At 61.2% G+C, this 20,084-nt stretch carries 18 protein-coding genes and 2 tRNA genes; 13 read left to right on the top strand and 7 right to left on the bottom strand.

The window, feature by feature from the left end; translation table 11 throughout:
* Positions 1-160: 160 nt before the first annotated feature.
* The 8 genes from hemW to B5F19_RS08460 all read left to right on the top strand — a co-directional run bounded on the left by hemW (position 161) and on the right by B5F19_RS08460 (position 8,489).
* On the top strand, positions 161-1,348 hold the full coding sequence (hemW, locus tag B5F19_RS08495) for a radical SAM family heme chaperone HemW (protein ID WP_087289675.1): 1,188 nt from the start codon (positions 161-163) through the stop codon (positions 1,346-1,348).
* Between the two features lie 301 nt (positions 1,349-1,649).
* A complete protein-coding gene (locus tag B5F19_RS08490; protein ID WP_087289674.1) occupies positions 1,650-2,942 on the top strand; it encodes a UDP-N-acetylglucosamine 1-carboxyvinyltransferase in 1,293 nt (430 codons plus the stop codon).
* Positions 2,943-3,073: 131 nt separating this feature from the next.
* Positions 3,074-3,916, top strand: a complete 843-nt coding sequence (locus B5F19_RS08485; protein ID WP_087289673.1) for an MBL fold metallo-hydrolase — start codon at positions 3,074-3,076, stop codon at positions 3,914-3,916.
* Positions 3,910-4,392 (top strand): 23S rRNA (pseudouridine(1915)-N(3))-methyltransferase RlmH, encoded by a 483-nt coding sequence (gene rlmH, locus B5F19_RS08480; protein WP_087289672.1) that lies wholly within the window; start codon positions 3,910-3,912, stop codon positions 4,390-4,392. The genes B5F19_RS08485 and rlmH overlap by 7 nt, the downstream gene beginning before the upstream one ends.
* A 145-nt stretch (positions 4,393-4,537) precedes the next feature.
* Complete coding sequence (locus tag B5F19_RS08475) at positions 4,538-5,821, top strand: O-acetylhomoserine aminocarboxypropyltransferase/cysteine synthase family protein (RefSeq protein WP_087289671.1); 1,284 nt, start codon at positions 4,538-4,540, stop codon at positions 5,819-5,821.
* A 462-nt stretch (positions 5,822-6,283) separates the two neighbouring features.
* On the top strand, positions 6,284-6,664 hold the full coding sequence (locus B5F19_RS08470; protein WP_087289670.1) for a DUF3783 domain-containing protein: 381 nt from the start codon (positions 6,284-6,286) through the stop codon (positions 6,662-6,664).
* Positions 6,665-6,744: 80 nt separating this feature from the next.
* Positions 6,745-6,831, top strand: a tRNA-Leu gene (locus tag B5F19_RS08465).
* Positions 6,832-7,103: 272 nt separating this feature from the next.
* The gene (locus B5F19_RS08460) at positions 7,104-8,489 is read left to right on the top strand and encodes an MATE family efflux transporter (protein ID WP_087289669.1); all 1,386 of its coding nucleotides are present in this window, start codon (positions 7,104-7,106) and stop codon (positions 8,487-8,489) included.
* 51 nt (positions 8,490-8,540) lie between these two features.
* Here B5F19_RS08460 and B5F19_RS08455 read toward each other — a convergent pair whose 3' ends face one another.
* Together B5F19_RS08455 and B5F19_RS08450 are read right to left on the bottom strand one after the other, a co-directional pair.
* Complete coding sequence (locus B5F19_RS08455) at positions 8,541-9,263, bottom strand: hemolysin III family protein (RefSeq protein WP_087289668.1); 723 nt, start codon at positions 9,261-9,263, stop codon at positions 8,541-8,543.
* Between the two features lie 151 nt (positions 9,264-9,414).
* Entirely contained in the window at positions 9,415-11,862 is a 2,448-nt protein-coding gene (locus B5F19_RS08450; protein WP_087289667.1) for an ATP-dependent Clp protease ATP-binding subunit, read from the bottom strand.
* Positions 11,863-12,054: 192 nt separating this feature from the next.
* Between B5F19_RS08450 and B5F19_RS08445 the strand changes: the two genes are divergently transcribed.
* Together B5F19_RS08445 and B5F19_RS08440 are read left to right on the top strand one after the other, a co-directional pair.
* Positions 12,055-12,225: a 4Fe-4S binding protein gene (locus tag B5F19_RS08445; protein WP_087289666.1), complete on the top strand. Its 171-nt coding sequence runs from the start codon at positions 12,055-12,057 to the stop codon at positions 12,223-12,225.
* Positions 12,226-12,307: 82 nt separating this feature from the next.
* A complete protein-coding gene (locus tag B5F19_RS08440) occupies positions 12,308-13,234 on the top strand; it encodes an alpha/beta hydrolase (RefSeq protein WP_087289665.1) in 927 nt (308 codons plus the stop codon).
* Positions 13,235-13,308: 74 nt separating this feature from the next.
* Here the strand turns inward: B5F19_RS08440 and rbr are convergent, their stop codons facing one another.
* Positions 13,309-13,926: a rubrerythrin gene (rbr, locus tag B5F19_RS08435; protein ID WP_087289664.1), complete on the bottom strand. Its 618-nt coding sequence runs from the start codon at positions 13,924-13,926 to the stop codon at positions 13,309-13,311.
* Between the two features lie 183 nt (positions 13,927-14,109).
* Between rbr and B5F19_RS08430 the strand changes: the two genes are divergently transcribed.
* On the top strand, positions 14,110-15,558 hold the full coding sequence (locus tag B5F19_RS08430) for a nicotinate phosphoribosyltransferase (RefSeq protein WP_087289663.1): 1,449 nt from the start codon (positions 14,110-14,112) through the stop codon (positions 15,556-15,558).
* Between the two features lie 317 nt (positions 15,559-15,875).
* Positions 15,876-15,964: transfer RNA gene (locus tag B5F19_RS08425), tRNA-Ser, on the top strand.
* A 31-nt stretch (positions 15,965-15,995) separates the two neighbouring features.
* Here the strand turns inward: B5F19_RS08425 and B5F19_RS18310 are convergent.
* Entirely contained in the window at positions 15,996-16,436 is a 441-nt protein-coding gene (locus B5F19_RS18310; RefSeq protein WP_087289662.1) for a hypothetical protein, read from the bottom strand.
* A gap of 231 nt (positions 16,437-16,667) precedes the next feature.
* On the opposite strand from B5F19_RS18310, the gene B5F19_RS08415 reads away from it, so the two are divergent.
* Positions 16,668-17,960, top strand: a complete 1,293-nt coding sequence (locus B5F19_RS08415; RefSeq protein ID WP_087289661.1) for an AAA family ATPase — start codon at positions 16,668-16,670, stop codon at positions 17,958-17,960.
* A 498-nt stretch (positions 17,961-18,458) separates the two neighbouring features.
* Here the strand turns inward: B5F19_RS08415 and B5F19_RS08410 are convergent, their stop codons facing one another.
* The 3 genes from B5F19_RS08410 to B5F19_RS08400 are packed head-to-tail and all read right to left on the bottom strand — an operon-like array spanning position 18,459 to position 20,082.
* The gene (locus B5F19_RS08410; RefSeq protein ID WP_087289660.1) at positions 18,459-18,701 is read right to left on the bottom strand and encodes a hypothetical protein; all 243 of its coding nucleotides are present in this window, start codon (positions 18,699-18,701) and stop codon (positions 18,459-18,461) included.
* Positions 18,698-19,600 (bottom strand): aldose 1-epimerase family protein, encoded by a 903-nt coding sequence (locus B5F19_RS08405; RefSeq protein ID WP_087289659.1) that lies wholly within the window; start codon positions 19,598-19,600, stop codon positions 18,698-18,700. The genes B5F19_RS08410 and B5F19_RS08405 overlap by 4 nt, the downstream gene beginning before the upstream one ends.
* Complete coding sequence (locus B5F19_RS08400) at positions 19,597-20,082, bottom strand: 8-oxo-dGTP diphosphatase (RefSeq protein ID WP_087289658.1); 486 nt, start codon at positions 20,080-20,082, stop codon at positions 19,597-19,599. Before B5F19_RS08400 ends, B5F19_RS08405 begins: the two co-directional genes overlap by 4 nt.
* Positions 20,083-20,084: the final 2 nt, after the last annotated feature.

Genomic DNA, 20,084 nt, shown 5'->3' with positions numbered 1-20,084 from the left:
ATGGTTCCCGGCCGCAGCAGGGCCGGCTTACAAGGAGCATTGTAGCAAAAAAAGAGCCGGTTGTCATCCGGGAAAACGGGACGGCCGGCGTTTCTCCGCTTGCGCTCCCGCTCCGGATGGGATATAATACGGTGAAACTTTTTTGTCGAGGTGTGTCTCCATGGCGGACAAGCTGGGTATTTACATCCATATTCCCTTCTGCCGCAGTAAATGCGACTACTGTGACTTCTACTCCCTGGCGGGGCGGGAGGACCAGATGGACCGGTACCAGAAGGCCCTGCTGGCCCATCTGAAGGAGACCGCTCCCCTGGCCCAGGGCTACCCGGTGGACTCCATCTACTTTGGCGGCGGCACCCCCAGCTACTACGGGGCCAAGCGCATCAAGGAGCTGCTCGCCCACCTGTCCAAGCTGTTTCAGGTGGAAAAGGACGCGGAGATCACCGTGGAGTGCAACCCGGACAGTGTGGATCTGAAGTCCCTGCGCATTCTGCGCAAGGCGGGGGTGAACCGCCTGTCCATAGGGATGCAGTCCGCCCAGGAGGGGGAGCTGCGGGCCATCCACCGCATCCACACCCCCCAGCAGACCAATCAGGCGGTGGAGGCGGCCCGGAAGGCCAAGTTCACCAACCTGTCTCTGGACCTGATCTATGGCCTGCCCGGGCAGACCATGGAGAGCTGGAAGGCCACGGTGGAGCACGCCCTGTCCCTCATCCCCCAGCATCTGTCCTGCTACGGACTGAAGGTGGAGGAGGGCACCCCCCTGGCCCGCCGGGTGGCGGAGGGGGAGGTGCTGCCCGACGACGACCAGCAGGCCGACCTGTACCTGTGGACGGTGGGCCGGCTGGAGCGGGCCGGGCTCCCCCAGTATGAGATCTCCAACTTCGCCAAGCCGGGGTACGAGTCCCGGCACAACCTGCGCTACTGGCTCACCCGGCCCTATATCGGCTTCGGGCCCGGGGCCCACTCGGACTTTGGGGGGCGGCGCTACTCCTTTGTCCGGGACCTGGACGCCTATATCCGGGGCGTGCTGGAGGGGGGCGACATCATCGACTCCTCCGAGCTCATCCCCCAGCGGGAGCGGTGCGGGGAGTACCTGATGCTCCGCCTGCGCACCGTTCGGGGTGTGGACGGCCGGGAGTACCGCCACACCTATTTCATGGACTTCGCCCCCCTGGAGGCCCGCCTGAGGGAGTTTGCCGCCCAGGGCTGGGCGGAGGAGGCGGACGGGCGATGGCGGCTCACCCCCAGGGGCTTCCTGGTGTCCAACCAGCTCATCGGCGACCTGCTGGACCGGCAGGAGCAGGCCAGCTGGGAGGATCTGATCCGCCCCAGACAGGACCAGCCCTGAAAAAACAGGCCGGGTCCGGGCGGGCGGCCCTTCCAGCCGGAGAGCCGGAGAATGGCAGGAGAAGAAAACTTTGCATCTTGCCCAAGGCACCTCAAAAAACCTCATTTGTTCTTACTTTTTTCACAATTTTATGTCTACTCTGTAAATTTCATTGCCTTTTGGACATACTGATGCTATAATATACTTGTTTCCATGCGCCGCCTGTGTTGCGCGCATGCTTGATTTCGATATGTTATGGCTTTGGCCGTATGATCTTATATAGACCCCAATCTAATGAATATGGATCGAGAGGGTGCCAGATTTGACAAAATATCACATTCAGGGCGGAAAGCCTCTTCGTGGAAGCATCACCATCAGCGGCGCCAAAAACGCCGCTGTCGCCATCATCCCCGCCGCCCTTTTGGTGGACGGGGTATGCCGCATTGAAAATATTCCCCAGATCAGCGACGTGACTTTGATTCTCCAGATCCTCCAGGAGCTGGGGGCGGACATCCGCACCGTCAACCGCACCACCGTGGACATCGACTGTTCCCACATCCGCAACCGGCAGGTCCCCTACGAGCTGGCCCGGAAGATCCGCGCCAGCTACTACCTGGTGGGCGCTCTGCTGGGACGCTTCGGCTGGGCGGAGGTCCCCCTGCCCGGGGGCTGCGACCTGGGCGGACGGCCCATTGACCAGCATGTGAAGGGCTTTGTGTCCATGGGGGCCGACGTGGATGTGCGCAGCGGCCTCATCTGCGCCAAAGTGCCCGGCGGCCGTCTGGCCGGCGGACAGGTATATCTGGACATGGTGTCCGTGGGGGCTACCATGAACATCATGCTGGCCGCCGTGCTGGCCGACGGCATGACCATCATTGAGAACGCCGCCAAGGAGCCTCACATCGTGGACCTGGCCAACTTCCTCAACTCCATGGGGGCCAACATCATGGGGGCGGGCACCGACGTCATCAAGATCCGGGGCGTGAAGCAGCTCCGGGGCGGAGCCTACTCCATCATCCCCGACCAGATCGAAGCCGGTACCTATATGGCCGCCGTGGCCGCCGCCGGCGGGGACGTGCTCATCCAGAACGTCATCCCCAAGCATCTGGACTGCATCACTGCCAAGCTGGTGGAGATGGGGGTGGAGGTGGAGGAGCTGGACGACGCCGTCCGGGTCCGCCGCAGCGGCCCGATCAGCCGCACCAATGTAAAGACCATGCCCTATCCGGGTTTCCCCACTGATATGCAGCCCCAGATCGCCGCCGTTCTGTGTCTGGCCAACGGCACCAGCGTCCTCACCGAGGGGGTGTGGGACAGCCGCTACCGCTATGTAGATGAATTCCGCCGCATGGGGGCCCACATCCAGGTAGACGGCAAGGTGGCCGTCATCGAGGGCGTGCCCGCCCTCACCGGGGCCCCGGTCCACGCCTGCGACCTGCGGGCCGGAGCGGCTATGGTTATCGCCGGCTTGGCCGCCCAGGGCGTCACCGAGGTGGACGGCATCTACCACATCGAGCGGGGCTATGAGAATCTGGTGGGCAAGCTGGCCGGCGTGGGGGCCGACATCCGTACCATCACCGTTCCCGACGAGGACGCGAAGTCCCAGGCGGGCTGATACTGAGATACGAGATAGGAGTTAGGAGATAGAAGATAGGAGATAGGAGTTGACGCGGTGCGGTCGTCTTCCGTAAAACTCCTATCTCCTATCTCCTAATTCTTATCTGAATGATATTGTGGGGGGATTTTGTGCTTACATACATAACTTTGGCCAGCGGTTCCAGCGGGAACTGCGCGCTGGTGAGCTGCGGCGCCACCCGCCTGCTGGTGGACGCGGGCATCTCCGCCCGGCGGATCACCACCGCGCTGAAGAGCCTGGGGGTGGACCCCGCCTCCCTCAGCGGCGTGTTGGTCACCCACGAGCACAGCGACCACATCTCCGGTCTGACCACCCTCACTAAGCAGCTGAAGCTGCCCGTGTACGCCACCGCCCCCACCCTGCGGCAGCTGTGCTACCGCATCCCCTTTCTGGATGGGCTGTGCCGGGAGTTTGACCCGGGGGACGGGTTTCCGGTGGGCGAGCTGTGGGTGGGTTCCTTCCCCACCTCCCACGACGCGGCTTGCAGCGTGGGCTATACCCTCACCGGAGAGGGCTGCAAGGCGGCGGTGGCCACCGACCTGGGGTGCCTTACCACGGCGGTGCTCCAGGCGGTCCAGGGCTGCGACCTGCTGGTGTGCGAGGCCAACCACGACGAGGACTGGGTGAAGTCCGGCCCCTACCCCTACTATTTAAAGCAGCGCATTCTGGGGGATCAGGGCCATCTGTCCAACGAAATGGGGGCGGAGTTGGCCGCCTTGGCGGTGGAGTCCGGGGCCCGCACGGTGGTTCTGGCCCATCTGTCCTCGGAGAACAACACCCCCGCCCGGGCCCGGGATGTGGTGTCCCGCCGCCTGTCCGCCGGGGGGATCGACCCGGAGCGGGATATCTCCCTCACCGTGGCTCCCCGGAAGGAGTGCGGCCCGGTGTTCCGTCTGGAGCGGGGCCGGGACATGGTCTCCTTTCCGCTGCGGGAGGGGGCGGCCCTATGCTGAGCGTCCATCTCATCTGCGTGGGCAAGCTGAAGGAGAAATTTTATCTGGAGGCGGCGGCGGAGTACCAGAAGCGCCTGTCCGCCTACTGTAAGCTGACTCTGGTGGAGCTGCCCGAGGAGAAGCTGCCCCAGAATCCCACCCAGGGGCAGATCGACCAGGCCCTTTCCAAAGAGGCACAGGCCATCCGGGCCAAGCTGCCCCCCAGCGCCAGCGTGATCGCCATGTGCGTGGAGGGCAAGGAGCGCTCCAGCGAGGACTTTGCCAAGCTGCTCTCCACCTGGGAGCACAGCCCGGCCAAGCATCTGGTCTTTGTCATCGGCGGCTCCTACGGCCTGGACCCCGCCATCAAGGGGGAGGCCTGGCTGAAGCTGTCCATGTCCCCCATGACATTTCCCCACCACCTGGCAAGGGTGATGCTCCTGGAGCAGCTCTATCGGGCCTTTAAGATCAACGAGGGGTCCAGTTACCATAAATAGAGCTTCGTGCGGAGAGGGCGGCCTCTCCGCACTGGTTTTTTCCGGAACCGCTTGACAAACGGGGAAAAGCACGCTACCATTTTTTTATCAAAAATTCCCGGAGCGGTTTTTTCTCCGCCGGATCATTCAGAAAGAAGGAATTCCCATGTCCGATTATCAGATCTCCACCGACTGCCTCCACGCGGGCTACCGCCCCGGAAACGGGGAGCCCCGGAACATCCCCATCATCCAGTCCACCACCTTCCGCTATGAGACCAGCGAGGAGATGGGCAAGCTGTTCGACTTGGAGGCCAGCGGCTACTTCTACACCCGCCTGCAGAACCCCACCAACGACATGGTGGCGGCCAAGATCTGCGCCCTGGAGGGGGGCACCGCAGCCATGCTCCTGTCCTCCGGACAGGCGGCCAACTTCTACGCCATCTTCAACATTGCCGGCTGCGGGGACCATGTGATCTCCTCCACCTCCATCTACGGCGGCACCTTCAACCTGTTCGCCGTCACCATGAAGCGCATGGGCATCGAGTTCACCTTCGTGGACCCGGAGTGCTCCGAGGAGGAGCTGAACGCCGCCTTCCGGCCCAACACCAAGGCGGTGTTCGGCGAGACCATTGCCAACCCCGCCCTCACCATCCTGGATATTGAGAAGTTCGCCAAGGCGGCCCACGCCCACGGGGTGCCCCTCATCATGGACAACACCTTCGCTACCCCGGTGAACTGCCGTCCCTTCCAGTGGGGCTGCGACATCGTCACCCACTCCACCACCAAGTATATGGACGGCCACGCCCTCACTGTGGGCGGCGCCATTGTGGACAGCGGCAACTTTGACTGGAACGCCCACAAGGACAAGTTCCCCGGCCTCACCACCCCCGACGAGAGCTACCACGGGGTGACCTATACCGAGCGCTTCGGCCTGGGCGGGGCCTACATCACCAAGGCCACCGTCCAGCTCATGCGGGACCTGGGGTCCATCCCCTCCCCCCACAACTGCTTCCTGCTGAATGTGGGCCTGGAGACTCTGCCCCTGCGGATGAAGAAGCACTGTGAGAACGCCCAGGCGGTGGCCGAGTACCTCCAGGGCCACGAGAAGATCGCCTGGGTGGAGTATGCCGGCCTGCCCGGGGACAAATACTACGAGCGCGCCAAAAAGTACCTGCCCAACGGCACCTGCGGCGTGGTGGTCTTCGGCGTGAAGGGCGGCCGGGCTGCGGCGGAGAAGTTCATGGCCGGGCTGAAGCTGGCCTCCATCGCCACCCATGTGGCCGACGCAAAGACCTGTGTGCTCCACCCCGCCTCCTCCACCCACCGGCAGATGAACGACGAGGAGCTTGCCGCCGCCGGGGTGTCCCCCGACCTGGTGCGCTTCTCCGTGGGCATTGAAGACGCCAAAGATATTATCGCCGACCTGGAGCAGGCACTGGCCAACGTCTGAGCTTTTAGAGTGGAGAGTTAAGAGTGAAGAGTGTAGAGGCGGCCTTCGCGGACGACCGCAGGACCGCCCCTACGGCGAAAACGCACCGGGAGCGATGGTTCGGCAAATCCAGGCGCGGCGGTGGAATCGCACCGGTATCAATTTTTGCAAACCCAGGGCCCAGCGGCCCGGCAGGAATTCAGACCAACCACTCAAATTTTGCGCGCCGGAAATATTCTGCCCGGCTCAAGGGATAACCCCCGTAAATGGGGTCCGGGGAAAGCGGACCTATGGACCTAGGCGGAGCAGAGCGGAGCCGTAGTCCATCGGCCGCGTCCCCGGCGGCGTTTTGGTTACTTTGCCGCCGCGGGCAAAGTAACCCGCCGTCCGCAGACGGCGGAACTCCTCTGCGAAGCAGAAACAGAGACTCGCCCGCGGGCGGCGAAATACCCCCGAGCCCATCTCAAAAGGAGAAGATCCATTATGGCAGTAGAAACCGTCCTGATGTACAACTGCAGCGGCGAGCAGTGGGCCAAGCTGCGCCAGATTTTCCTCATGCTCCGGGTGCGCATCCGCCCGGTGGAGGCGGACCAGTACGGTCTGACGCTGGAGGACCTGCTGGGCCGCAGTGAGGAGAAGGCGCCGGTGGAGGAGGAATTCTCCGACCCCATGCTGGTGTTCTGTAATCTCCCCCATGAGAAACTGGACCACCTGCTCACCGCCATGGGCCGGGCTGGCCTGCCCCGCATCGCCCTGAAGGCCATGCTCACTCCCACCAACCGCACCTGGACCTCTCAACAGCTGTGGACTGAGCTGCGCCGGGAGCACGAGGCCATGCAGGCCCAGCGGCAGCAGAAAAAGTGAGGGATTCGGCTGGAAAAACCATTGACAAACCGGTCCTGTGACAGTATAATAATAAAGCGGTTTTTGAAAACCGCTTGTCTGCGGCTGTGCTGGAATTGGTAGACTGGCAAGCTTGAGGTGCTTGTGTCCGGACGGGCGTACGGGTTCGACTCCCGTCAGCCGCACCAAAAAGAAAGACATCTGCTTTGCAGATGTCTTTCTTTTTGGGTTTTGCCGCCCGGAGGGCGGCTCCACCCGTTGATTTAAAATGCTCGGGCGAAATGAATTCGCCCTGGGCCAAGGTTTTCGCCTGCGGCGAAAACGCTTGTACGGCGCAAAAGCGCCGCCGGCCAGAAGGCCGGTTGGATAGTCTCCAGGTACATGCTTGGCCCCTCAAAATATTGGCTTTCTCCATCTTTCCCCCAAGAAAAGAGATGAAAAGAAAAAGGAGTTGTGTGTGATGAGCGAACGTCAGCCCCCTGCGGAAAATAAGATGGGCACCATGCCGGTGAACCGGCTCCTGTTGTCCATGGCCATCCCTATGATGATCTCCATGCTGGTGCAGGCCCTCTACAACGTGGTGGACAGCTACTTTGTGGCCCAGATCAGCGAGGACGCGCTGAATGCCGTCTCCCTGGCCTTCCCGGTACAGAATCTGATGATCGCCGTGGCCGTGGGTACCGGCGTGGGCATCAACGCCCTGCTGTCCAAGAGCCTGGGCGAGCGCCGCCAGCGCCGGGCCAACGCCGCCGCCATGAACGGCCTGTTTCTGGCTATCCTCAGCTGCCTGGTGTTCATGGCCATCGGCCTGACATGCTCCCGGTTCTTTTTCCAGGTGCAGACCGGCCAGCAGGCCATTGTGGATTACGGCACGGAGTACATGACCATCGTCTGCGGATTGTCGGTGGGCCTGTTCGTACAGATCACCTTTGACCGGGTGCTTCAGGCCACCGGGCGCACCTTCTACACCATGATCACCCAGGCGGTGGGCGCCATTATCAACATCATCATGGACCCCATCCTGATCTTTGGCCTGTTCGGCTTCCCCCGGATGGAGGTGGCGGGAGCCGCCCTGGCCACCGTCCTGGGCCAGATCCTGGCCGCCTGCCTGTCCATTTTCTTCAACCTGACCCGGAACCACGACATTCAGTTCCAGTTCCGGGGCTTCCGTCCGGACGGGCGGATCATCGCCCGCATTTACAGCGTGGGCATCCCCTCCATCATCATGCAGTCCATCGGATCGGTGATGGTGTTCGGCATGAATAAAATTCTCATCTCCTTCACCACCACCGCCACGGCGGTTTTCGGAGTGTACTTCAAGCTCCAGTCCTTCATCTTTATGCCCGTGTTCGGCCTGAACAACGGCATGGTGCCCATCGTGGCCTATAACTACGGCGCCCGCCGCCCGGACCGGATTATGAAGACTATCAAGCTCAGTATCACCTACGCGGTGTGCATCATGCTGGTGGGCCTGCTGATCTTCCAGTTTGCCCCCGGCGTCATGCTGAATCTGTTCCGGGCGGAGGGGGACAGCGGCGACATGCTCACCATCGGCGTGCCCGCCCTGCGGATCATCTCCCTGAGCTTCCTGTTTGCCGGTTACGCCATCGTGTGCTCCTCCGTGTTCCAGGCCCTGGGCCACGGGGTGCTGAGCCTCACGGTGTCCGTGGTGCGGCAGCTGGTGGTCCTCCTGCCGGTGGGCTTCCTGCTCTCCCTCACCGGGAACCTGGAGCTGGTGTGGTGGGCCTTCCCCATCGCGGAGCTGTTCTCCCTGACCCTGTGCACCATCTTCCTGCGCCGGGTGTACCTGCATGAGATCAAGCCCCTGAGCCTGCCTAAAAAATAAGTGCAAAAAACCGTCTGAGATCCTGTGGAGCTCAGACGGTTTTTATTTGGCTCATAGGTGGGCGATTACCTGGTACATCAGGAAGAAATGGCACAGAGAACCCAGGAGGATGAACACGTGGAAGATCTCGTGGCAGCCGAAGCGGGGGTTGTTCCGGCCCGGCCACTTCACCGCGTACAGCACGCCGCCCACGGTGTACAGCACGCCGCCCAGCACCAGCCACACCATCCCCGCCGTGGGCAGCAGCCGCACCAGAGGGACGATGGCCGCCAGGGACAGCCAGCCCATCACCAGATAGATGACGCTGGTGAGCCAGCGGGGGATGTCCAGCTTGGCGATGGTGAGGATGATCCCGGCGAAAGCCAGGGCCCAGATCACCGACAGGAGGGGGATTCCGCCGTCCTCCCGGAGGACGGTGGTGCAGATGGGAGTGTAGCTCCCGGCGATGAGCAGATAGATGGAGCAGTGGTCGTACTTCCGCAGGGCGATCCGCTTGGCCACCGAGGTGTTGACGCAGTGGTACAGGGTGCTGGCGGTGTACAGGCAGATCATGGACAGGCCGTAGATCAGAAACACCACGGCGTGGAACCAGTTCCCCTCCCACAGGGAGCGTCCCACCAGCAGCAGAGTGCCGATCACCGCCAGCCCCGCGCCGATGCCGTGGGTGATGGCCGACCAGGGCCGCAGGCCGTCATAGGGGTCCCGCACCTCTTTCCGGCGGCGGGGTTTAACGCGGGGGACCGCAGCGCCGAGGGCCACAGCAGGTTCACGCATCAAGAACACTCCTCTCTTTTCTGGACAGCCGGAACAGGCCCGCGGAATGCGGGGGAGTTCCGGTTGAAATTTCCTTTGTCAAATACAGTATACCCCAGCCCTATGGGAATATCAATATAAAAAACTACCAAATCTAATTTTTAATATTATATTAAGACTGGCGCAAATTGGGAAATCCGGTTGGCCCAACCCTGATTTGCCCCTCCTCCGCCCATACCTGGAGGCTGTCCCCCTTTTTCAGACACCCCTCCAGCATCAGGTCGGCGGCGGGGTCCTCCACCTGGGCGGCAATGGCCCGGCGGAGGGGCCGGGCGCCGTAGTCCTGGCCGGCCCCGGTCTGGGCCAGGAGTCGCACCGCCTCCGGCTCCACCTGGAGGCCGATCCCCAGGGCGGAGAGCCGTTCCCCCGTCTGGGAGAGCATCTGCTGGGTAATGGCGGCCAGGGTCTGGCTGTCCAGGGGGTGGAACACCAGGGCGGCGTCCAGGCGGTTGAAAAACTCCGGGGCAAAGGTGTTTCGGGCCTCCCGGAGCACCGCCTGCTCCAGGGCGGAGCGGTCGGCCTCCGGCCCCTGGGAGAAGCCCAGCCGGGCCTTTTGGTGAAAATGACGGGCCCCCAGGTTGGAGGTCATCACCAGCACAGTATTTCGGAAGTCGGTTTTCCGCCCCTGGGCGTCGGTGAGCACCCCCTCCTCCATCACCTGGAGGAGGATGGACCACACATCCCGGTGGGCCTTCTCCAGCTCGTCCAGCAGCACCACCGACCAGGGCTTCCGGCGCACCCGCTCGGTGAGCTGTCCCCCCTCCTCGTGGCCCACATAGCCCGGCGGGGAGCCGATGAGGCGGGAGACGCTGTGGGACTCCATATACTCGGACATGTCGAAGCGGAGGAGGGCCTCCTCGCTGCCGAACAGGGTGCGGGCCAGGGAGCGGCACAGCTGGGTCTTGCCCACCCCGGTGGGGCCCAGCAGGAGGAAGCAGCCCACCGGCCGCCGGGGGTCCTTCAGCCCCAGCCGCCCCCGGCGGATGGCCCTCGCCACCGTCTGGGCCGCCTGGTCCTGGCCCAGCAGGTCCCGGCACAGGGCGGTCTCCAGCCCGGCCAGGGCCTTCCGGTCGGCCTCGTCCGGGTCGCACACCGGGACCCCGGTCCACTGAGACAGCACCGCCCGGATGTGCGCCTCCCCCACGGACCGGGGGGCCTGCTGCTTCTGCCAGCGGCGGCGGCCCGCCTCCAGCTCCCGCCGGAAGTCCCCCTCCGCGTCCCGGAGCATGGCCGCCTCCTCAAAGTCCTGCTTGCGGATGGCCTGGGCCAGCTGCCGTCCCGCCTGGACCGCCCGCTCCTCCAGCTGCCGCAGCTCGGGCGGGAGGGTCCGGGCGGACAGCCGGGCCTGGGCGGCCGCCTCGTCCACCAGGTCGATGGCCTTGTCGGGCAGAAACCGCTGGGGCAGGTAGCGGATGGACAGGTCCACCGCCGCCTCCAGGGCGCGGTCGGTGATGGTCAGGTGGTGGTGAGACTCGTACCGCCCCCGGAGGCCCTTCAAAATGGCCAGGGTCTGCTCCCGGGTGGGCTCCCGGACGGTGATGGGCTGAAACCGCCGCTCCAGGGCGGAGTCCTTCTCGATATACTTCCGGTACTCGTCCAGGGTGGTGGCCCCAATGACCTGGATCTCCCCCCGGGAGAGGGCGGGTTTCAGAATGTTGGCCGCGTCGATGGCCCCCTCGGCGGAGCCCGCCCCCACAATGGTGTGGAGCTCGTCGATAAACAGGATGATGTTGCCCGCCCGGCGCACCTCCTGAAGGACGTGCTTGAGCTTCTCCTCAAACTCCCCCCGGTACTTGGTGCCCGCCACCATGGCGGACAGGTCCAGGGCGCACACCCGCCTGCCCAGCAGGTGGGCGGGGGCGGTGCCGTCGGCGATGGCCAGAGCCAGCCCCTCCGCCACCGCCGTCTTGCCCACGCCGGGCTCCCCGATGAGGGCGGGGTTGTTCTTGGTGCGGCGGGACAGGATCTGAATGACCCGCTGGAGCTCCTCCTCCCGGCCGATCACCGGGTCCAGGCGGCCGTCGGCGGCCATCCGCGTCAAGTCCCGGGCGCACTGGTCCAGCTGCCGGGTGTCCCCGGAGACCCGTTCCGGCTCCCGGCGGATGGACCGGAGGGGGTTCTCCTCCCCGCCCAGGGAGGCGCACACCGCCCGGTAGAGGCCCTGGCTGTCCACCTGGCAGTCGGCCAGCAGCCGCACCGCCGAGCAGTTTGGCTCCCGCAGCAGCCCCAGCAGCAGATGCTCTGCGCTGACGGAGGGCTGTTGGAGGCGGCGGCATTCCGCCGCCGCCCGCTGGATGACCTGGCAGCACTGGGGGGTCAGCCCCTGGTGCAGGGTGCGGTTGGGGACCCCGGTGCCCACCAGCTGGGCGATGGCCGCCCGGAGGGTCTGGCTGTCCGCTCCCGCCTCCCGGAGGAGACGGGCGGCCAAGCTGTACTCCTGACTGGCCAGACCCAGCAGGAGGTGTTCGCTGCCCACATAGCTGTGCCCCAGCCGGGCGGCGTTTTCCTGGGCCAGCCGGATGGCCCCCAGGGCGGTGGATGTAAAGCGGTTGTCCGCCATTGTGGATCGCCTCGCAGTCTGCATGGATTCGGCCATGGCGCCAAAGAGACCATCCCAACACCTGACCGGCGGAATGTTGGACGCCTGACCGGGAATTCTTTTTTAACTATGCCCGCTTTTTGCAAAAATTAGCATTGCAATTTTAAAAAGATGTGATAGAATAAGGTGTACATTTAAGGGAGGTGTATTCCAATGGCTTATGTTATTAGCGATGCTTGCATCAGCTGTGGTTCCTGCGCGGATGCCTGCCCCGTGGGCGCCATTTCTCAGGGCGACGCTCATTATGTGATCGACGCCGGTGCCTGCCTGGACTGCGGTTCCTGCGCTGGTACCTGCCCCATGGGCGCTATCTCTGAGGGCTAAGTTCCACAGGAAGAAAAACAGCTCCGGCCGAAAGCCGGGGCTGTTTTTTCCTCTTGGGGAGGGCCGAAAGAAGGAGTTTTGAATGGGATATTTGACCCGGATGCTGATTGAGAAGAAGTGGCGGGAGAACGGCCGGAAGGACGCCCTCCGCCTGGCCCGCCAGCCCCGCCCGGAGGGGGTGGCGGCGGAGGCCGGACTGGCCTATCTGCCGGACGGGGACCCCATGCACACCCTGAACCTGTACCGCCCGGAGGGGGCCCAGGGCCCTCTGCCCACGGTGGTGGATATCCACGGGGGCGGCTGGATGTACGGGGACCGGGAGCTGAACCGGAACTACTGCATGGCCCTGGCCGCCCAGGGGTACGCCGTGATGGGGATGAGCTACCGCCTGCTGCCCCAGGTGGACCTCCGGGGACAGGTACAGGACGTGTTTGCCAGCCTCCGCTGGCTGGAGGAGCACGGGGCGGAGCACGGCTTTGACCTGTCCCGGGTTCTGCTCACGGGAGATTCCGCCGGAGGGCATCTGGCCGGCCTCGCCGCCTGCATTCAAAAGAGCCCCGCCCTCCAGGCCCTCTATGGGGTTCAGCCCCTGAAGCGCGGCTTCACCGCCCTGGCCATCGCCCACGGGGTGTGCGACGTGTACCGCTTCGCCTTCCTCCGTCCGCCCTTTGACCAGGCGGTGAGCCGGGAGTACCAGAAGCTGCTGTTCGGTCCCCGGTGGAAGCTGTCTCCCCTCTACGGCCACGCCAGCTTTGAGGACACCGCCCCTGGTCTGGACCTGCCCCCCATTCTGGTCATTGCCAGCGAGCCCGACCGCTACTACCGGCAGAGCCGGCGGCTGATAGACTACCTGGACCGCTCCCCCTGGGAGCACGAGGTGATTCTCTGGAAGCGGGAGCAGGGGGAGCAGCTCACCCACGTGTTTGAGGTGGGCTGGTGGGACTGGCCGGAGAGCCGGGAGACCAACCGGCGGATGCTGGACTTTTTCGACCGTGCGGTCGAGAAGTGATAACTTTTTGTTTTTTTCTAAAATAAAGATACGGGCTGTATGTGTTTTTGTACACATACAGCCCGTTGTTTTGTCTATTTCACCGGCCCGCTGTGGTAGGGCGCCAGCTCCACCCGGACGAAGTAGCCCTGGGGGTGGCGGCACACCGGGCAGTGGGCCGGAGCGGCGGTGGCATCCACCACATAGCCGCAGTTCAGGCACATCCACTCCACCTTTGTGTCGCTGGCAAACAGCTGGCCCTGCTCCAGCATGTCCGCATACCGGCCGAACCGGTCCCCGTGGATCTTCTCCACGTTGGCGATATTCTCAAAGAGTTTGCCCACCAGGGGAAATCCCTCCTCCATGGCGGTGCGGGCGAAGCTGGCGTAGTCGTGCTCCCACTCCCCGTATTCGTTGTGTTGGGCCGCCCGCAGATAGTCCAGCAGGTCGGCGTACAGGTCCACCGGATAGGTGCCGTCCACCCGGATGGTCTGTCCGCCCAGGTCGTGGAGCTGCCGGTAGAACTGTTTGGCGTGGGCCTTCTCCTGGCCGGCGGTGAACAGAAACAGCCCCTGAATGACCTCCAGGCCGCTCTTATGGGCGATTCCGGCGGCAATAGTGTAGCGGTTGCGGGCCTGGCTCTCCCCCGCAAAGGCCCGCATCAGGTTTTCCCGGGTCTGACTGTGGGCAAAGGCTTCGGTTTTCTCTGGCATGGAACAGTCCCTCCTCAGATTATTTGGGTCCGCTTCCAGTATGCCCCAATTTGTTCCGGGTATCCTTCTTAACGGGGAATTTACAAAAGCAGCCGCTTTTCCTTGCCTTTTCCTTGGGAAACGAGTATAATAAAGCCAACCTAGGGTGTCATGTCACCCTTCAAATGAGGAGGCAGCCCCGGAATGAAAGCAAAAACAAATATGACCATGCTCTGTGATTTTTATGAGCTGACCATGGGCAACGGATATTTCCAAACCGGTTTGACCGACCGCATCTGCTATTTTGATGTGTTCTACCGCTCAGTCCCCGACCAGGGCGGCTTTGCCATTGCGGCGGGCCTGGCCCAGGTGGTGGAGTATATTGAGAACCTGCACTTTGACGAGGAGGATATCGCCTATCTGCGGTCCAAGGACTGCTTTTCGGAGGAGTTTCTGGACTATCTGAAAAATTTCTCCTTCACCGGCGACATCTGGGCGGTTCCGGAGGGAACGCCCATCTTCCCGGGGGAGCCCATCCTCACCGTCCGGGCCCCCGCCATCCAGGCCCAGTTTATTGAGACCTTCGTGCTCCTGTGCCTGAACCACCAGTGCCTGATCGCCACCAAGTCCAACCGCATCGTCCGGGCCGCCGAGGGCCGCCCGGTGGCGGAATTTGGCTCCCGCCGGGCCCACGGCCCCGACGGCGCTCTGCTGGGCGCCCGGGCCAGCTATATCGCCGGCTGTTCGGCCACCGCCTGCACCATGGCCGACCAGCACTACGGCTCTCCCGCCACCGGCACCATGGCCCACTCCTGGGTCCAGATGTTCCCCGACGAGTACACCGCCTTCAAGACCTACTGCGAGCTCTACCCCAACAACGCCACCCTGCTGGTGGACACCTACAACGTCTTAAAATCCGGCGTCCCCAACGCCATCCGGGTGTTCAAGGAGGTGCTGGAGCCCAAGGGCATCACCAAGTGCGGCATCCGCCTGGACTCCGGCGACCTGGCCTACCTGTCCCGGAAGGCCCGGGAGATGCTGGACGAGGCGGGGCTGACCGGCTGTAAGATCATCGCCTCCAACGCCCTGGACGAGTATATTATCCGGGACCTGGTGCGCCAGGGGGCCCGCATCGACTCCTTCGGCGTGGGCGAGCGGCTGATCACTTCCCGCAGCGAGCCGGTGTTCGGCGGGGTGTACAAGCTGGTGGCCATCGAGGACGACAACGGGAACATCATCCCCAAAATCAAAATCAGCGAGAACGCCGCCAAGATTACCACCCCCCACTTCAAGAAGATCTACCGCATTTTCTCCAAGGCCACGGGCAAGGCGGAGGCCGATTTGATTTGCCTCCACGACGAGGAGATCGACTTTGAGCAGCCCCTGGAGCTCTTTGATCCGGACGCCACCTGGAAGCGGAAGGTGTATACCAACATCGAAGCCAAGGAGCTCATGGTGCCCATCTTCCAGCAGGGCAAGCTGGTCTATCAGGTCCCCAACCTCCAGGCCAGCCGGGCCTACTGCCAGCGGCAGGTGGACTCCCTGTGGGACGAGGTGAAGCGGTTCGAGAACCCCCACAACTACTATGTGGACCTGTCTCAAAAGCTGTGGGACATCAAGCAGTCCCTGCTGCTCAGCCACGAAATGAAATAAGAAAAATGGCGGCGGCCGGAGGAAATCTCCGGCTGCCGCTTGATTTTTGGCTGAAAATCTGGTATCCTTATCAGGCGCACATCGCACATGCGCGTACTCATATCTGCAGCGGTATCGAAGTGGTTATAACGGGGCTGACTCGAAAACGTGTAGGTCATTTCTCCGCCTGACCCCGCAACCCATTGATTTTACTGGGATTCCGGTTTATCTACGCTTTTTCACAACTCAATATCTACGGTTTTTCTAACACTTTCTAACGTTTTCTACGCACGGCTCTCGCCGTTCCGTGGAACCGGAAAGCATTGGAAATACAGCATGGAGACGTATCGAAGTGGTCATAACGGGGCTGACTCGAAATCAGTTTGCGGGCAACCGCACGTGGGTTCGAATCCCACCGTCTCCGCCAGAGCTGGCAGTGACGTTACACTGCCAGCTTTTTATATTTCTTGCTCTGCACGGTCTTTGGCACTGCGAGTGAACATACCATTCATTGTATTTGCAGGAGCTTGCTGCGCATTGTGATCCAGGTGAGCGTAGATGTCTGCTGTAGTAGAATAGGTACTATGTCCCAGCCATATTTGGATCTGTTTCATTGTGATATTTTCTCCGCTGTTAAGCAGATGCCTTGCCCCCTTTCTGTTCAGTTTTTTCATTCTGGTTCGCATACAGTCATCCTCGCTGCTCCAGCAGAGAAAGCCGTGAGAAGGGTAAGGGCAATCCTCGCAGCGGGAGAACTGCCGGCACACTGGCTTTTGTTCCGGCTCTGGAGCATAGCCCGGGGCAAAGTTAGTGTGAAGTAGCCGTTTCCCCGCACCACCCCACTGCAGAGGTGGTTGGTTGACCACCCCGACATAACTATTCAGATTCCTCGGAATCACACGGAGCACCTCCTCCTGTTGATTTTCTGCTTTGAAAACAAAAAAGAGGGGTCGTATCCTGTTCGATGACAGATACGGCCCCACATAGATGACAATATCATATAAAACCTCGATTTCAGAAAAATGTGTTTCTCCAATCGAAAAATGTCGGAAAAATGTGCGTAATATTCGTTGTAAAACCCGGAAAAATGTGTTAAACTGTTTTCGGATGAAATAAAGGTGGTGATTCGCATGAAACGAAGCGCATTCTCACAGCTCATAAAATGGAAGGAAGCCCCAGAACGGAAGCCACTGATCATTCGCGGCGCTCGGCAGGTGGGCAAGACTTGGCTCATGAAGGAGTTCGGGCAAAGTTACTATGACAGCTTTGTCTACTTCAATTTCGATGAGGAAGATGAGCTGAAATCTATTTTTGGGATGAACAAGAATCCGCAACGGATTATTGAGTTGCTGTCTATGATTGCAGGGAGAAAAATCTTGCCCGGGGAGACTCTTGTAATCTTCGACGAAGTGCAGGAATGCCCGGAGGCACTGAATACTCTCAAATATTTCAAAGAAAAAGCGAACGAATATCATATCATCGCTGCTGGAAGTCTACTCGGTACACTACATGCCCGGTCGAAGTCCTACCCGGTTGGCATGGTCAATCTAATCGACCTGTATCCGCTTTACTTTGATGAATTTTTGGAAGCGATTGATCCTGCTCTCTTTACTTACTATGAAAGCATCCAGAAGGACCAGCACATTGAGAAAATCTTCCATAACCGTCTGCTGGAAGCCTACAACAACTATCTGATCATCGGTGGGATGCCGGAATGCGTTGTCTCTTGGGTCAACCACAAAGACCCTGCGGCAGTTTCCCAAATCCAGCGAGAACTCGTGGAAATCTACGAGAACGATTTTTCCAAGCACAACGGGAAGGTGAACAGTGGGCGCATTCTGATGGTGTTCCGCAGCATTGTCTCTCAGCTTGCCAAATCCAACGAGAAGTTTGTCTATGGCGCTGTCCGGCAGGGTGGCAGAGCACGGGACTTTGAGGAAGCGATTGAATGGCTTGTCTCAGCCGGTATGCTCAACCGTATCTACAATGTCTCCAAGATGGAGCATCCTCTTTCCGCCTTTGATAAGCTCGATCAATTCAAGCTGTTCCTATTTGACACAGGGCTTCTCAAACACATGGCGGGTATCGACAACAGCGCGATTCTGTTGAAAGCTGATTATCAGTTCAAAGGGCCTCTGACCGAAAACTATGTCTTGCAGCAGCTTCGCGGGCAGTTTGCGGTGGAGCCTCGCTATTACTCAGACAAAGCAGGAGAAATTGACTTTTTATTGCAAAACGGCACAGAAATCATTCCAATTGAGGCGAAGGGCGGCGAAGACAAGTCCTCGCCGTCTTTCAAGCGGTTTATTGCTAACCGTCATCCTGAACACGCTATTCGCTTTTCAAAGCGGGGGTATCGCAAGGACGGCGAGATCACGAATATACCGCTTTACCTCGCCAGAAAAACGAAGGAGCTGCTTTGATGCAAAGCCCCGCACGACATTGTTGAACAGCCCCAGATTATACGGACAGCACAAAAAAGCCCCTGGTAACCTAATTTTAGTGAAGTCCCTCAGTCGGTTTGGGCGGGACACAGCAGAAACAATCAAACAGATACGGAGGTTAAAACGTATGAATATCGGCGTTTATAGGCGGCCTCCACCCTTCGGTGATTCAAATGCTCGGCGGAAGTGGATTCCGCCTGCGCCGAGGTTTTGCCTGCGGCAAAACACTCGTACGGCGCAAAAGCGCCGCCGGCCAGAAGGCCGGTCGGGCAGTTCTCCTGCAACGATTCTATCAATAACAAAGACTGATTTTAGTCGTCCCATCCAAAGCTGGCACAGGTGCGTGGAAAACCGGCGTGTTATTTCGCAATGAAATAGCACGCCGGTTCTTTTAACCGTACCAATTCGTCAGCCGTTCAGTTTAATTCGCGTTTGACACTGCCTCGCCGGCATTCACCCGAGAGTGGTGAATTTTTTTCAGGTCTCTCCATCCAAAGTCTGGACCAGCAGATTTCGCAGGGAGATGGCGGTTTGCCGGTTCATTACCAGTGAGGCCACTTGGTCGGAGGCGGGGGTGGCTACGTTCTCCAGACCGTTGGAGGTGACAGTGACATTGTTTTCCATATACTTGTGGGAGGCGTCCAGGGTGATCTCCAGCGCCTCACCGTCCTTATTGACCACTTTGCGCAGAGCAAAGGTATTCACATATTCCGGTTTCATCCATCTTCCTCCTTGTCTCGATGGTTGATGGTGGTGAGATAGGACAGCTCCTCGTTCTCACCGGGGGCCAAGCGGCGCACCCCAGCCTTTTGGGACAGCTCCCGCCCCACGAAAGTTGCGTCGGGGAGGGAGGACCAGGGCTCGATGCACACATACCCCGTGTCGAAGGGTTTATCCGCCGTCCAAAGCCCCAGATAGTCGAAGTCGGGGAACTCCACCGTCACCCGGGGGTGGCCCCAGCCGTCCACCAGCTGGGCCGTGGCCCGAGGCGGGCGGTCCAGCACCATGGTGTCCAGCCCGTAAGTGGAGGGGGTGAGGGGGAGCTTCCCGTTCTCAAGGGGGATGGCCTCCCCCTTGGGGGTGAGGGTGCAGCTCTCATCCATGCCGTAAAATTGGACGCGCTCCACGCCGGGCAGGCGGATGGACCAGCTGGACATGGGGACGCCGGGCTCCACCGGGGCCCGGAAGCCGTCGTGGGCCCCCAGCTCGTAGTACATGTCCTTGTCCGAGCGGTTCTCCACCCGGTGGCACTTTTTCAGGCGGTTCCCCTCCAGGGTGTAGGTCACCGTCAGGGAGAAGGAGAAGGGGTAGACCTTCCGGGTCTCCGGGGTGTCGGCGAGCTGGAGGGAGATGTGGTCCTCCCCCTGCTCTACCAGGGAGAACACCATGTCCCGGGCAAAGCCGTGGGTGGAGATGGCGTAGGGCTGTCCGTCCAGACAGTAGGTGTTCTCCCGCAGCCGGGCGATGAAGGGGAACAGGATGGGGGCCCGGCGGGCCCAGATGTCCGGGTCGCCCTGCCACAGGTACTCGGTGCCGTCGGGGGCCTGGATGGAGGAGAGCTGGGCCCCCAGGTCCTCCACCCGGACGGTGAGAAATTCATTCTGAATGGTATAGATCATGGCGCGGAACCTCCTTTTATATGTCTGCCGTCCAGCACCGCCTCCACCAGGGCGTCCCCCTCATAGCACAGCTTCAGGGAGAAGAAGGGCTGGTCCTCCCGGGCGATCAGGTCCAGGAAGATGGCGTCCCCCTCCCAGTGGGGGATCTCCAGCAGGCGGTCCCGGGGAATCCACTCCAGCACCCCCTCGGCGCACTCCTTCAGCTCCCCGGTGAAGCCGTCGGCGGTGAACAGGTGCATATACTCGGTGGGCCAGCGGTCGGAGACAAAGGTGACGATCCCCCGGTAGCGGTAGTCGGTGAGGGTGAGGCCGGTCTCCTCGCGGGCCTCCCGGAGGAGGCAGTCCTCCGGGCTCTCCTTGTCCTCGAACTTGCCGCCGATGCCGATCCACTTGTCCTGATTCAGGTCGTTTTTCTTCTTGATCCGGTGGAGCATCAGGTAGTCATCACCCCGACGGATATAACAGAGCGTTGTATTGAGCATGG

The sequence above is a fragment of the Pseudoflavonifractor sp. An184 genome (assembly GCF_002160305.1).
GTDB lineage: Bacteria > Bacillota > Clostridia > Oscillospirales > Oscillospiraceae > Lawsonibacter > Lawsonibacter pullicola.
The sequence above is the reverse complement of the archived record's forward strand: the minus strand, read 5'-3'. Positions and strand labels throughout refer to the sequence as shown.

Coding starts and splice junctions, on each gene's coding strand:
- hemW (WP_087289675.1), top strand. CDS start 161: ATGGCGGACAAGCTGGGTATTTACATCCATATTCCCTTCTGCCGCAGT.
- rlmH (WP_087289672.1), top strand. CDS start 3,910: ATGCTGAGCGTCCATCTCATCTGCGTGGGCAAGCTGAAGGAGAAATTT.
- B5F19_RS08475 (WP_087289671.1), top strand. CDS start 4,538: ATGTCCGATTATCAGATCTCCACCGACTGCCTCCACGCGGGCTACCGC.
- B5F19_RS08470 (WP_087289670.1), top strand. CDS start 6,284: ATGGCAGTAGAAACCGTCCTGATGTACAACTGCAGCGGCGAGCAGTGG.
- B5F19_RS08460 (WP_087289669.1), top strand. CDS start 7,104: ATGAGCGAACGTCAGCCCCCTGCGGAAAATAAGATGGGCACCATGCCG.
- B5F19_RS08455 (WP_087289668.1), bottom strand. CDS start 9,263: ATGCGTGAACCTGCTGTGGCCCTCGGCGCTGCGGTCCCCCGCGTTAAA.
- B5F19_RS08450 (WP_087289667.1), bottom strand. CDS start 11,862: ATGGCGGACAACCGCTTTACATCCACCGCCCTGGGGGCCATCCGGCTG.
- B5F19_RS08445 (WP_087289666.1), top strand. CDS start 12,055: ATGGCTTATGTTATTAGCGATGCTTGCATCAGCTGTGGTTCCTGCGCG.
- B5F19_RS08440 (WP_087289665.1), top strand. CDS start 12,308: ATGGGATATTTGACCCGGATGCTGATTGAGAAGAAGTGGCGGGAGAAC.
- rbr (WP_087289664.1), bottom strand. CDS start 13,926: ATGCCAGAGAAAACCGAAGCCTTTGCCCACAGTCAGACCCGGGAAAAC.
- B5F19_RS08430 (WP_087289663.1), top strand. CDS start 14,110: ATGAAAGCAAAAACAAATATGACCATGCTCTGTGATTTTTATGAGCTG.
- B5F19_RS08415 (WP_087289661.1), top strand. CDS start 16,668: ATGAAACGAAGCGCATTCTCACAGCTCATAAAATGGAAGGAAGCCCCA.
- B5F19_RS08410 (WP_087289660.1), bottom strand. CDS start 18,701: ATGAAACCGGAATATGTGAATACCTTTGCTCTGCGCAAAGTGGTCAAT.
- B5F19_RS08405 (WP_087289659.1), bottom strand. CDS start 19,600: ATGATCTATACCATTCAGAATGAATTTCTCACCGTCCGGGTGGAGGAC.
- B5F19_RS08400 (WP_087289658.1), bottom strand. CDS start 20,082: ATGCTCAATACAACGCTCTGTTATATCCGTCGGGGTGATGACTACCTG.